General features: G+C 61.1%; 13 protein-coding genes. 7 read left to right on the top strand and 6 right to left on the bottom strand.

Features of this window, described 5'->3' with window-relative positions:
• Positions 1–5: 5 nt before the first annotated feature.
• From M9924_11205 to M9924_11215, 3 genes are read right to left on the bottom strand one after another with little or no spacing between them, the layout of a single operon-like run.
• Complete coding sequence (locus M9924_11205) at positions 6–422, bottom strand: cupin domain-containing protein (protein MCO5064966.1); 417 nt, start codon at positions 420–422, stop codon at positions 6–8.
• A 14-nt stretch (positions 423–436) separates the two neighbouring features.
• Entirely contained in the window at positions 437–1,267 is an 831-nt protein-coding gene (locus M9924_11210; GenBank protein ID MCO5064967.1) for a phosphoenolpyruvate hydrolase family protein, read from the bottom strand.
• 8 nt (positions 1,268–1,275) lie between these two features.
• On the bottom strand, positions 1,276–2,472 hold the full coding sequence (locus M9924_11215; protein MCO5064968.1) for a Tm-1-like ATP-binding domain-containing protein: 1,197 nt from the start codon (positions 2,470–2,472) through the stop codon (positions 1,276–1,278).
• A 92-nt stretch (positions 2,473–2,564) separates the two neighbouring features.
• Between M9924_11215 and M9924_11220 the strand changes: the two genes are divergently transcribed.
• The 7 genes from M9924_11220 (at position 2,565) to M9924_11250 (ending at position 9,144) form a co-directional block, all read left to right on the top strand.
• On the top strand, positions 2,565–3,200 hold the full coding sequence (locus M9924_11220) for a TetR/AcrR family transcriptional regulator (protein MCO5064969.1): 636 nt from the start codon (positions 2,565–2,567) through the stop codon (positions 3,198–3,200).
• 241 nt (positions 3,201–3,441) lie between these two features.
• A complete protein-coding gene (locus M9924_11225; protein MCO5064970.1) occupies positions 3,442–4,752 on the top strand; it encodes an ABC transporter substrate-binding protein in 1,311 nt (436 codons plus the stop codon).
• A 70-nt stretch (positions 4,753–4,822) separates the two neighbouring features.
• Positions 4,823–5,728 carry a sugar ABC transporter permease gene (locus M9924_11230; protein ID MCO5064971.1) on the top strand — a complete coding sequence of 302 codons (906 nt, stop codon included), beginning with the start codon at positions 4,823–4,825 and terminating at the stop codon, positions 5,726–5,728.
• Between the two features lie 4 nt (positions 5,729–5,732).
• A complete protein-coding gene (locus M9924_11235; GenBank protein ID MCO5064972.1) occupies positions 5,733–6,692 on the top strand; it encodes a carbohydrate ABC transporter permease in 960 nt (319 codons plus the stop codon).
• Positions 6,689–6,913: a hypothetical protein gene (locus M9924_11240; GenBank protein MCO5064973.1), complete on the top strand. Its 225-nt coding sequence runs from the start codon at positions 6,689–6,691 to the stop codon at positions 6,911–6,913. The genes M9924_11235 and M9924_11240 overlap by 4 nt, the downstream gene beginning before the upstream one ends.
• Entirely contained in the window at positions 6,910–8,019 is a 1,110-nt protein-coding gene (locus tag M9924_11245; protein MCO5064974.1) for an ABC transporter ATP-binding protein, read from the top strand. Before M9924_11240 ends, M9924_11245 begins: the two co-directional genes overlap by 4 nt.
• A 45-nt stretch (positions 8,020–8,064) precedes the next feature.
• Positions 8,065–9,144, top strand: coding sequence for an ABC transporter ATP-binding protein (locus M9924_11250; GenBank protein ID MCO5064975.1), 1,080 nt, complete (start codon positions 8,065–8,067; stop codon positions 9,142–9,144).
• Here the strand turns inward: M9924_11250 and M9924_11255 are convergent, their stop codons facing one another.
• From M9924_11255 to M9924_11265, 3 genes are read right to left on the bottom strand one after another with little or no spacing between them, the layout of a single operon-like run.
• Positions 9,145–10,119: a dehydrogenase gene (locus M9924_11255; GenBank protein ID MCO5064976.1), complete on the bottom strand. Its 975-nt coding sequence runs from the start codon at positions 10,117–10,119 to the stop codon at positions 9,145–9,147. It abuts the gene before it with no gap.
• A 4-nt stretch (positions 10,120–10,123) separates the two neighbouring features.
• Positions 10,124–10,843, bottom strand: a complete 720-nt coding sequence (locus tag M9924_11260; GenBank protein ID MCO5064977.1) for a FadR family transcriptional regulator — start codon at positions 10,841–10,843, stop codon at positions 10,124–10,126.
• A complete protein-coding gene (locus tag M9924_11265; GenBank protein MCO5064978.1) occupies positions 10,840–12,009 on the bottom strand; it encodes a mandelate racemase/muconate lactonizing enzyme family protein in 1,170 nt (389 codons plus the stop codon). Before M9924_11265 ends, M9924_11260 begins: the two co-directional genes overlap by 4 nt.
• Between the last annotated feature and the right edge of the window lie 57 nt (positions 12,010–12,066).

Below are 12,066 nucleotides of genomic sequence, written 5' to 3' on the forward strand. Positions count from 1 at the left end.
CCTCGTCAGCTTCCTGGGGGAAGCAGCCTGAAATCGGGCAGCTCGCGCAGCGCGGCCTCCGGGCCGACGGGAGAATACACCACGAACAGTTGCATGGGGCCGTCGCCGGTGTTCAGCGTCGAGTGGAACCGGCTTTCGGGTACGAAGATCGTGCAGCCGGGACCGACATCGCGCGTGACCGGATTGCCGTCGTCATCCTCGACCATCTGCTGTCCGTTGCCGGAAATCACGAAGATGATCTCTTCCGCGCCGGGGTGGTTGTGCCTTGAATGGCCCTGGCCCTGAGGCAGGTCGACGACACCCGCCGAAAACTGCCGCGCGCCGTTGACCTCCGGCCCGACCGTGAGCGAAAGCCTGCCCCAGTCGAAGCCGAAAGCGGAGACATCACTGGGATAGATGAACATCTTGTCTGGCGATGGCATGGATTACTCCCGCGTCAAAACTGGATGGATTTGAATTTTCTGGTCTGCTCGGCGAGCGCGATCTCCACGGGCAGCCGCTCCATCGAACTCGCGCCGTAGAAGCCGTTGCAGTTCTTCGTGTGTTTGAGGATGAAGTCGGCGTCATCCGGCATTGCGATCGGCCCGCCATGGCACAGCACGATCACGTCATTGCGCACCTTGCGCGCCGCTTCCGCAATATCGTCAATTTCGCCCACGCAGGATTGGAGCGTCTTCGCGCTCGTCGCGCCGATGGTGCCACCTGTCGTTACGCCCATATGCGCGACGATGATGTCCGCGCCGGCCTTCGCCATTGCGGCAGCCTCATCGGTGTTGAACACATAGGGTGTGGTCAGGAGGTCCAGCGCATGGGCCTGCGCGATCATATCCACCTCCAGCCCGAACCCCATGCCGGTCTCTTCAAAACTCTGCCGCATGACGCCGTCGAACAGGCCGATGGTGGGAAAGTTCTGGACCCCTGAAAAGCCGATCTCCTTCAGTTCTGCCAGAAAGCGCGGCATCAGGATGAAGGGATCGGTGCCATTCACGCCTGCGAGCACTGGCGTATGCTTGACTACTGGCAGCACTTCCACCGCCATTTCCTTGACGATCTCGTTGGCGTTGCCATAGGCGAGAAGCCCAGCGGCGGAGCCGCGACCGGCCATGCGATAGCGGCCCGAATTGTAGATGATGATAAGGTCTATGCCGCCTGCTTCCTCGCCCTTCGCGGAAAGGCCGGTGCCGGCGCCGCCGCCCACGATCGGGACGCGGCGCTTCACCATGTCCTGGAATTTTTCAACTATCTGCTTGCGTGGGATGGCGGGCATGCGGAACCTCAGCGGTTGGCGATTTCGTTGAAGGCAGCCACAGCCGCCCCTGCGAATTGCGGGTCGTTGATGTGGAAGGGCAGGCGGACCAGCCTGCGATGGCCGCTCGTGCGCAAGGTGCCTTCGATGGATTCAAAGAGCGCCGCGTCCGCCTTTGGGTCAAAGAACGGGCCGCCCTCCATGTCGATGGCCGAAACACCCTTTTCCGGTATCAGGAAACGCACTTCGCCCTCACAGCGGTTGAGCCGCTCGGCGATCCAGCTTCCGATCCGCGCGCACTCGTCCGCCGTGGTGCGCATCAGCGTCACGTTCGGATTGTGTTCGTAGAAGAGCCTGCCTTTGTATCGGTCCGGTATGGTTGCGGGCGCCCAGAAATTGACCATGTCCAGCGCGCCGACCGAACCGACATAGGGGAGCCGGGTGCGCTCCACCGCACCGAAGCGATCCTCCGTTGCCGGCAGCACGCCGCCCAGCAGGAGGTCGCAGACTTCGGTGGTGGTGATGTCGATGATCCCGGACAGCAGGCCGCTGTCGGCGAGCTTTTCCATCGACCGCCCCCCGGTGCCCGTTGCATGGAAAACCATGCAGTCATAGCGGTCGCGCAGTCGTTCGGTCATCGCCATCACGCAAGGCGTGGTGACGCCGAACATGGTCATGCCGATGGCCGGCTTTCCTTCTTCCATGGCCGCCGGATTGCGCACCATGCCTGCAATGGCTTGAGCGCCGTTGTGAAGAATGGTTCGGCCCAGCCTGTTCAGCCCGGCGAAGTCGGTGACTGACGGCATCATGACAATGTCTGAAATATCCACATAGGGTGAGACATCGCCCGAAGCGAGCGTCGAGATCATCAGCTTCGGCATACCGAGCGGCAATGCGCGCATGCCTCTTGTAATGATTGAGGTACCGCCCCCGCCGCCAATACCGATCACACCCCCCAAATCCGTGCAGGTGGCGAGATATTCGGCGAATGCCACGCCCATGGCGGTCACGGCTGCGCCCCTGTCATCCGTGCCGAGCGCGGCGGCGACGCCTTCGGGATGATGCGCGGCGACGATTTCGGCGGGAACGTCGACGCTGACGCTCGCGCTGCGCGTGCCCACGTCGACCCGTGTGACAGGCAGGCCCGCGTCCTCGATCCGCTCGGCGAGCCACGCGAGTTCCTCGCCCTTCGTGTCGGCGGTGCCGACGACGTAGACGCGCTTCATGCGCGCTTCCTCCTTGTGACCTCCGCTCTGCGGCTTCGGCTGACCCACGCAGATGGCATTGCAAATTTATGAGACGCGCGTATCATATTGATATGGATGTCTCACGTCAATCGAGCGGTGACCCACAGGCAGGCAAGGGCGGGCCGAGGGCGCGCACGGGCAAGCTGATGCTGCAAACGGCAATGCGGCTGATGCAGCAAGGCCAGACACCTTCGGTCAGTGAGGTTGCGGAGGCGGCCGGCGTCTCGCGCGCAACGGCGTACCGCTATTTCCCAAGCCAGGCCGCCCTCGTGCAGGCCGTGGTCCATGAAGCGCTCGGTCCCATTCTCAGTTGGAAGTCCCGGTCCGCGAGCGCCGAGCGGCGCATGACAGACCTTCTGGATCGGTCGATGCCGCGCATCGACGAGTTCGAGGCCACGTTCAAGGCGGCACTGCGCCTGTCATTGGAGCAATGGGCAAAGCGTCAGGCGGGAACGCTCGGCGAGGAAGTCCAGTTCACGCGGGGTCATCGCGTGGACCTCCTTCGGAGCGCAATCGCACCGCTGGGCCAGCGCCTTCACAAGCGGCGCTTCGACAGGTTGGCACAGGCCCTGTCGCTTCTGTTCGGGGTTGAGGTGCTGATTATTCTGAAGGATATTTGGGGCCTCGAAGCAGATGAGGCCCTTTCGGTCAGCCGCTGGGCTGCATCAGTGCTCATTCGGGCAACGGAGGAGGAAATCGTAGCCTGAAAACAGACTATCTGGTTAGACCAGTTAATGACAAGTCTGCGTGAAATGCAGGAATGTGCTTGACGACCTAGGAAATTTGGTACTACCAGTTTGGAATGAGGAGAGGTTCAGGCAGGCAATCTGCCGGAGCCCGGGGCAAGGGAGGGCCCTAGCCAAAAAAGCGTTCCAGTCATTGCTGCCGCTCTACGGACAGACACGCCCGTAAGCGGCAACTCAGCGCGCGCGAAAGGGAGGAACCATCATGCGCAAGAGACTAACCGGCCTTTTGGCTGGCATCGGACTATCGCTGGCATGCACCACATCTGTTTTTGCTCAGGAACTGACGATCTTCTGGGCCGAGTGGGATCCGGCGAACTATCTCCAGGAACTCGTCAACGAATATGAGAAGGAAACCGGCGTGAAGGTGACGGTGGAAACCACGCCTTGGGCCGATTTCCAGACGAAGGCCTTTGCGGAGTTCAACGCGAAGGGTTCGGCATACGATCTGGTCGTCGGCGATTCCCAATGGCTCGGCGCCGCCTCCGAAGGCGGCCATTATGTGGACCTCACCGATTTTGTGAACAACAACAAGGTGCTGGAGAAAATGGCTCCGGCGACCGTGAAGTTCTATGCAGAGTATCCGGGCAACAGCGGCAAGTACTGGTCGATCCCGACCGAAGGCGATGCCGTCGGCTGGTCATACCGCAAGGACTGGTTCGAAGACCCCAAGGAAATGGAGGCTTTCAAAGCCAAATATGGCTACGATCTCGCGCCTCCGAAAACCTGGAAGGAACTGCTGGAGATTGCCGAGTTTTTCAATCGTCCCGATGAAAAGCGTTACGGCGTCGCGATCTACACGCAGAACCAGTATGACGGTCTGGCGATGGGCGTCGAGAACGCGATCTTCTCCTATGGCGGCGAACTCGGCGACTACAGCACCTACAAGGTCGACGGGATCATCAACTCCGATCAGAACGTGAAGGCGCTGGAGGACTATCGCAAGCTGTTTGGCTTCACGCCTCCCGGCTGGACCAATGCCTTCTTCGTTGAGAACAACCAGGCGATCACCGAGAACCTGGCTGCGATGAGCATGAACTACTTCGCCTTCTTCCCCGCACTGGTGAACGAAGCTTCCAACCCGAATGCCAAGAACACCGGCTTCTTCGCCAATCCGGCAGGGCCTGGCGGCGACCAGTTCGCGGCACTCGGTGGCCAGGGCATTTCCGTCGTCTCCTATTCCGAGAACAAGGAAGAGGCGATGAAATTCCTCGAATGGTTCATCCGCGACGATGTCCAGAAGAAATGGGCCGAGCTCGGCGGTTATACCTGCAACAAATCCGTGCTCGAATCCGCTGAGTTCCAGAATGCAACGCCCTACAACAAGGCCTTTTACGAGACCATGTTCAAGGTGAAGGATTTCTGGGCTGTTCCGGAATATGCGGAGTTGCTGACCGCGTTGAACCAGCGCGTCTACCCCTACGTCGTCAACGGCCAGGGAACCTCGAAGGAGACGCTGGACGCTCTCGCTGCCGACTGGGACGCGACCTTCAAGAAATACGGTCGCCACCAATAGCTTGAGTTCGGGAAGGGCGGTCTGACCCGCCCTTCCGCCTCCGCGCGTGAAGAATCAAAAGGAACCAGAAGTGGCCACAGTTGCTTTGACCACCTTGGATCCGCAATCACGTGCCGCGGCGCGCGGCATGAGTGATTTGTCGATCCGCAATCTCTTCATCATCCCGACAATTCTGTTCCTGATCATCTTCAACGTGTTTCCGCTGATCTATTCGCTGGGATATTCGTTCACGGATTTTCGAGCCTCGACAAATGCGCCCGCGAACTTCGTCGGCCTTCAGAACTATCGCGAGCTGCTCAACGACCCCTACATCTGGAACAATTTCTCGGTCACCGCGAAATATGTGATCGTTTCGGTGGTCGGGCAGGTGATCGTCGGGTTCGGAACCGCCATGCTGCTGAACCGTGACATTCCGTTCAAGGGCCTGCTCACGACCCTGCTGCTGCTGCCGATGATGCTTTCGATGGCGGTCGTGGGATTGTTCTGGAAGCTGCTTTACGATCCTTCCTTCGGCATCATCAACTATGCGCTTGGCCTCGGTAATTTCGAATGGCTGGGCAATGCCGACATGGCGCTCTATGCCGTTGCGATCACGGACATCTGGATGTGGGCGCCGTTCGTCATGCTGCTGTCGCTGGCCGGGCTGTCAGCCGTGCCGAAGCACCTCTACGAAGCCGCCGCAATCGACCGTGCCGGACCTTTCTACACGTTCTTTCGCATCACGCTGCCGCTGGTTGCGCCGATCCTGATGATCGCCATCATCTTCCGTACGATGGAAGCATTCAAGACGTTCGACCTTGCCTATGTCCTGTCGACCCAGCCGACCACCGAGGTCATTTCCATCCGGCTCTACAAGATGGCGTTTCAGGAATGGCAGACGGGGCGTTCCTGCGCGCTCGCCTACATCGTGCTGCTCATGGTGCTGGCCATCACCAACATCTACGTCAAATACCTGAACAAGGTGAAGGAGCGCTGAGACAATGGCAGCCGTCACCACTTCCACGGAGCGCACGCTCAACAAGCTCGCAATTGCGGGCGTGCTGATCGTCACGCTGATCTTCCTCGCGCCGATCTACTGGATCGCCTCGACGGCGTTCAAGCCACGCAACCTGTCGACAACCATTCCGCCGACAGTGGTGTTCACGCCGGAAGTGTCGCCTTTCGTGAAGCTGTTCACCAAGCGCTCGCAACTGCGCACGCCACCCACGCCGGAAGAATACGCGGCCGCTCCATGGTGGGAGCGCATGGTGTTTGACGGCGGCGAGAAGGTCACGCGCGACGGCAAGGGCAATGTGCAGTGGTCGGGCTATCCCAGCCGGTTCATGAACTCGCTGATTGTCGCGACCATCTCGACCATCCTTGCGGTCGGGATGGGGACGCTCACAGCCTACGGTTTCTCGCGCTTCAAGGTGAAGGGGGAGGGGGACCTGCTCTTCTTCATCCTGTCGACGCGCATGCTGCCGCCAGTGGTGGTCGCCATCCCGATGTTCCTGATGTATCGCGCCGTCGGGCTCAACGACACCCATCTCGGCCTGATCATTCTCTACACGGCGTTCAACCTTTCCTTCTCTGTCTGGCTGATGAAGGGCTTCATGGACGAGATTCCGAAGGAGTACGAGGAAGCCGCGCTCGTGGACGGCTACACACGCATGCAGGCCTTCTTCAAGGTTGTGCTGCCTGAAGCCGCGACTGGCATCGCCGCCACCGCCGTGTTCTGCTTCATCACGGCGTGGAACGAATATGCCTTCGCGCTCATCATGACCAACCGGCGCGCGCAGACGGCCCCGCCGTTCATCCCAAGCCAGGTCGGCTCCGGCCTGCCGGACTGGACCGTGATCGCGGCGGGTACGCTGCTGTTCCTGCTGCCTGTGGCCATCTTCACATTCCTGTTGCGCAACCACCTCCTGCGCGGCGTCACCTTCGGAGCGATCCGCAAATGATCCGGGCCGACAAACTGCAAAGAATTGCGGAGGTCGTGATGGTGCTTGGCATCATCGCGCTCTGCCAGCCCTTGGTCCTTTTCCTGCACCGCTACGGCCTGACCATCATCATCATCGGACTGGTCACCTTCATGCTGACCAACTGGTTCGGCGGCGAGGCCGCAGCCGTGGTGCCCGACGATGATGAAGCTTCGGGCCATTCCGGGGAGGCGGTTCAATGACCAGCATCGAACTGCGCGACGTGCAGAAATATTTCGGCGCATTGCAGGTCATCAAGGACATGAACCTCAGCATTGCGGACGGCGAATTCATCGTCCTTCTCGGCCAGTCCGGCTGTGGCAAGACCACGACCTTGCGCGCCATCGCCGGGCTCGAAACCATCGACACCGGCGATATACTCATCGACGGCCAGCCGGTGCAGCATCTCAAATGTTCGGACAGGGACATCGCAATGGTGTTCCAGTCCTTCTCGCTCTACCCGCATATGACTGTGTTCGAGAACATCGCATTTCCGCTGCGCGCCACGCGCATGAGCAAGGCCGATGTCGACAAGCGCGTCCGTGAGATTGCGCAGGTGCTGCGGATCAACGACCTGCTGGACAAGCGGCCATCCGCACTTTCCGGCGGCGACATGCAGCGCGTGGCGATCGGTCGTGCGCTGGTCCGGCGACCGAAGGCCATGTTGATGGACGAACCCATCGGCGCGCTGGATGCCAAGTTGCGGGAGGAAATGCGGGCCGAGATCAAGCGCCTGCATGTGAAACAGGGCTCGACCACGATCTATGTGACGCATGACCAGATCGAAGCCATGAGCCTGGCGGATCGCATCGTCATCATGCATGAAGGCAGGCTCCAGCAGGTCGGTAGCCCGACCGAGGTTTATGCACGACCCGCAAACCTTTTTGTCGCCCAGTTCGTCGGCAGTCCCGTGATGAATATAGCGGCGGCAGATGTGAAGTCGTCCCGGAACAGCACCGAAGTGGGGCTGGGTGGTGGAGACAGCCGATTTGGTTTTCCGGCAGCGCTCACCGCCCAGCTCGACGCTGCGCAGGGGCGCAATGGCGAGATCACGCTCGGCATCCGCCCGGAGGGCGTGCTTGTCTCCCGTGAGGAAAGGCAAGGCTATCTGCCTGTCGAGACACACCTCATCGAGCCGCTTGGTTCCTACGACATTGTGGATCTGGTTGTCGGTCAGCAGCTTTTGCGTGCGCGCACCCGCAGCGGTTATGTCGAGCGACCGGGCGAGAAGGTTTATGCCCGGATCGATCCCGCGCAAGCGCATTTCTTCGACACGTCCAGTGGCAACAGCCTTGGTGTGAGGCTTTGATGATGCTTCAGGGGTCTTCCAGAATGCAGGGGCAAGTACGCTGACATGGCCCATATTCAACTCAAGAACGTCACCAAGGCCTTTGGCCGCCACACGGCGCTGAAGAACCTGAACCTCGAGATCGAGGACGGGCAGTTCTTCGTGCTGCTGGGGGAGACCGGCGCAGGCAAGACAACTACACTCAGGCTTGTCGCCGGGCTTGAAAAGCCGACGTCCGGCCAGGTTTTCATCGATGGCGTCGATGTTGGCGATTGGGGTGCGGCCGAGCGCGACGTTGCGCTCGTGCTTCAGCAATATTCGCTGTATCCGCGATATACCGTTCGGGAAAATCTCGAATTTCCGCTGAAGTCCAAAATCCGCCGGGTGCCTGACGACGAAATCAGGGAGCGCGTGGCGCGCGCGGCAAAGACGCTGCGAATCGAACATCTTCTTGACCGCAAGACGGATCGGCTTTCCGGCGGCGAGATGCAGCGCGTTTCCATCGGGCGCGCCATCGTGCGCAAGCCGCGCGTATTCCTGATGGACGAACCTCTTTCCGCGCTCGATGCGAAGCTTCGCGAGGCGCTGCGCACCGAGTTGAAAGATCTCCAGCGCAGGCTGGGTGCAACCTTCCTCTTCGTCACCCACGATCAGATCGAAGCCATGTCGATGGGTGATCGCGTGGGTGTTCTGAACCATGGCCGCCTCGTCCAGACCGGCACGCCGAAGGAAATCTACGACAACCCGCGCGACACTTTCGTGGCCAGTTTCGTAGGGTCGCCTCCGATGAACTTGATTGAGGGTTCGCTGGTCAGCGGCAAGGCCGTTATCGCGCCGCGCACCTTCGAGCTGCCCTATGAGGGGTTGGCACAGTCGGCGAGCGCGGATCGCCCGCTCACATTCGGCATCAGGCCCGAGGACGTGGTGCTGGAGTCGGGCGCGCCGATTGCCGCGACGGTGCACGATGTGGAGAACCACGGCGTGGAAAAGATCGTCACTTTGCGCATCGGGGAGACGATGCTGCGCGCCACCGTTCCCGCATCGACCGATGTCGAGATCGAACAGGAAATCCGCTTTGCTTGGAACCCGCGCAAGGTCGCGCTGTTCGACCGCTCAAGCGGGCTCAGCCTGCGTCACGCTGGATAGCTATTCGGGAAAACGCTGCCGGTAATGCCGGACGACTTCGGGATTGCGCAGGTTGCGCGGCAATTCATTGCCGAGAATGCGCAGGGCTTCCTGCGCCGCGCCGACGCCCATGCGCATCATCGATTCCTCGGTGATGCCTGCCATATGCGGTGTGATGATCACATTCAGAAAGCTGAAATAGGCGTGATCGGGGGGCAGGGGCTGTTCGGTGAAAACGTCAAGCGCCGCGCCGCCGATCTTCCCGCTTCTCAACGCTGCGATCAGCGCCTCGTCCACGATCACCGGGCCACGGGAAACGTTGACGATCAGCGCGCCGGGCTTCATCAGCGCGATGCGACGCGCATCGATCAGCCCGCGCGTTTCTTCCGTCAGCGGGCAGCACAGAACGACGATATCGGCCTCGGCGAGCAATGTGTCGAGGTCGAGAAACGTCACGCCCTGCGCCTGACGAGGGCCGCGGTTGTGTGCCAGCACTTTCAGGCCGAGACCGTCTGCGGCCATTTGCGCGAGCGTCGCCCCGACATTGCCGAATCCAACGATGCCGAGTGTTTGTGCGCCGATGTCGTGCCCCGCATTTGCATGGTCGCGGCCGGCGAACCAACCCTTGCTGCGCAGGTCGCCGTCAACCATGCGGAAGCGCCGCAAAAGCATCATCGAGCACATCAGCACGTGTTCAGCCACTGTGCGCGCATTTGCTCCGGGCACATTGGCGATCAACACGCCTGCACTCGTTGCCTGCTCGAACGGGATCATGTCGATGCCGGCGCCATGCCGGATCGCGGCGCGAAGGCGAGGTGCATCGGCGAACAAGGCAGGCGGCAGGGGCGCGCGCACGATGATGATTTCGGCCTGACTCCCCTCCTCGATCAGGACCCCTTCATCGAGTGAGGAGGCCACGACGAGCCTGCCTGCCTTGCCCAACATTTCTTCCGCCACGGGGTGAAGTGCGTGGGTCGAATAGATCGTCGCGGCCATCCCCTCAGATTCTTTCGAGTTGAGGCGCGGCCCACTCCGGCCTGCCGCTTGCGATCAGGCCTTTCCAATAGCTTTCCGCGCCCTGGAGATGGGCGCTCATCAATGCCTGCGCGAGATTTCCGTCGCGCCTCAGAAGCGCATCGAAGATTTGCAGATGCTCCTGATGGGAGCGCCGTCCGCGCTCCGGGTCGTCGAAGTAGATAGGCAGGCGTTGCTCGCCGAGCACGTAGTAGACGCTGCACACGCGATGAAAGACGCTGTTCTGCGTCGCGCGCACGATCTCGAGGTGGAAGTCGCGATCATGCCGTGCAAGGCCTTCACCGCGCGCGAGGCTTTCCTCGGATTCCCGCAATATTTCGCGCAGCCGTTCGAAGTTCTCCTCCGTGGCGCGGCCGCATGCCAGTTCCGCGGCCTTGATCTCGTGGATCTTTCGCAATTCCACCGTCTCGTAGATCTGGATGGGGTCGAGCGGCACGCCCGCTTTCGCGAACAGCGCAAGCGCCTCGACGCTGGCTTCGCGGGTGGTGAGATAGATGCCGGATTTGGCGCGGCGCTCCACAATGCGCATTGCCTCCAGAATGGCCAGCGCCTCGCGTATCTGCCCCCGGCTGACCGAAAAATGATCCGCTAACTCGCGCTCCGACGGCGTACGTCCACTCTGCTTGTCCGAATTGGAGAAGAGGTACGCGGCCAGTTCGGCCAAGAGGTTTTTTTCTTGTGTCATCCGGTTTGTATATGCGCCGTCAAAAAATCCTCGTCGATGGTAAAGCCAAGTCCCGGAGCGTCGGGAATGGCGATCATGCCGTCCTTTGCCTCCACCGATTCTGTCACAAGGTCGTGTATCATCGGGTTGGCGCCAAGCGAATACTCAATAACAAAACTTGAGGGCGCGGCGGCGCACAAATGCAAGCCCGCGAAAAAGCACGGTGCGCCCGCCCAGAGATGGGGAGCAAATCGCAGGTTGAATGCGCTCGCGATTGCCGCGATCTTCATTGCTTCGCTGATGCCACCGCAGAAGGCCGGGTCCGGCTGGAGAATATCGGCGGCCCGCAGCACGGCGAGGTCACGAAACGCAAAGCGTGTCGCCTCGCTTTCCCCCGTCGAAACGGGTACGCATCCGGCGGCCCGCACTTCCGCAATGCCCGGCTTGTCGTCTGCAATCACGGGCTCCTCAAACCACGCAAGATCGCAGTCCTTGACCATGTGAAGAAAGCGCTTCGCGTCGGCCACGGTGTAGGTGCCATGCGCATCGACGGCGATCTCGATTTCCGGACCCAGCGCCTTTCGCGCGGCCTTCACGCGCTCCGCCGAAATGTGCGGCGCACCATCCATCGCGCCGACCCGCATCTTCACCGTCCTGAAGCCGCCCTTGTCGATATAGGACTGGAGTTGAGCGCCGATTTCCTTGGCATTGGCCCAGCCCCCGGAGGCATAGGCAGGCAGGCGGTCGGCTTTCTTGCCACCGAGCAATTGCCAGACCGGCGCGTTAAGCGATTTGCCGGCAATGTCCCACAGCGCGATATCGACCGCGCTGATCGCGGCGACGCTCAGGCCTCGCCGCGCCAGTTCGGGCATGGCGTGGCCGGCGGCGGCGGCCTTTTCGTGCCGCACGCCATTGTAGAGCGATTCCCAGATGCCGGATATGTCGCGTGCATCGCGCCCGACCAGCCTCGGACCTACCTCGTGATTGAGCAGATGGGCAAGCGCGCTGTAGGTTCCCGCGCTGCCGGCGGCGTTCTTGCCCTCGCCCCAGCCGACAATTCCGCTATCGGTTTCGATGCGCAGGATTGCGGCGTCGAACGTCGTCAGGCGACCGAAATCGCTCCGGTGCTGCCGGCTTGCTTCGATGGGTATGCGAACCCACCACGCCTCGACTTTGGCAATGCGCATCCCCACCTCTTCTGGGTTTCCGGCGTCTTGCCCCAACCGCGAGGCGGCTGGGGCTGC

The sequence above is a fragment of the Rhizobiaceae bacterium genome (assembly GCA_023953835.1).
GTDB lineage: Bacteria > Pseudomonadota > Alphaproteobacteria > Rhizobiales > Rhizobiaceae > Mesorhizobium_G.

Excerpts from the sequence above, each read along its gene's own strand:
- M9924_11205 (MCO5064966.1), bottom strand. The coding sequence starts at position 422 with ATGCCATCGCCAGACAAGATGTTCATCTATCCCAGTGATGTCTCCGCT.
- M9924_11245 (MCO5064974.1), top strand. The coding sequence starts at position 6,910 with ATGACCAGCATCGAACTGCGCGACGTGCAGAAATATTTCGGCGCATTG.
- M9924_11235 (MCO5064972.1), top strand. The coding sequence starts at position 5,733 with ATGGCAGCCGTCACCACTTCCACGGAGCGCACGCTCAACAAGCTCGCA.
- M9924_11255 (MCO5064976.1), bottom strand. The coding sequence starts at position 10,119 with ATGGCCGCGACGATCTATTCGACCCACGCACTTCACCCCGTGGCGGAA.
- M9924_11260 (MCO5064977.1), bottom strand. The coding sequence starts at position 10,843 with ATGACACAAGAAAAAAACCTCTTGGCCGAACTGGCCGCGTACCTCTTC.
- M9924_11250 (MCO5064975.1), top strand. The coding sequence starts at position 8,065 with ATGGCCCATATTCAACTCAAGAACGTCACCAAGGCCTTTGGCCGCCAC.
- M9924_11265 (MCO5064978.1), bottom strand. The coding sequence starts at position 12,009 with ATGCGCATTGCCAAAGTCGAGGCGTGGTGGGTTCGCATACCCATCGAA.
- M9924_11220 (MCO5064969.1), top strand. The coding sequence starts at position 2,565 with ATGGATGTCTCACGTCAATCGAGCGGTGACCCACAGGCAGGCAAGGGC.
- M9924_11215 (MCO5064968.1), bottom strand. The coding sequence starts at position 2,472 with ATGAAGCGCGTCTACGTCGTCGGCACCGCCGACACGAAGGGCGAGGAA.
- M9924_11240 (MCO5064973.1), top strand. The coding sequence starts at position 6,689 with ATGATCCGGGCCGACAAACTGCAAAGAATTGCGGAGGTCGTGATGGTG.
- M9924_11210 (MCO5064967.1), bottom strand. The coding sequence starts at position 1,267 with ATGCCCGCCATCCCACGCAAGCAGATAGTTGAAAAATTCCAGGACATG.
- M9924_11225 (MCO5064970.1), top strand. The coding sequence starts at position 3,442 with ATGCGCAAGAGACTAACCGGCCTTTTGGCTGGCATCGGACTATCGCTG.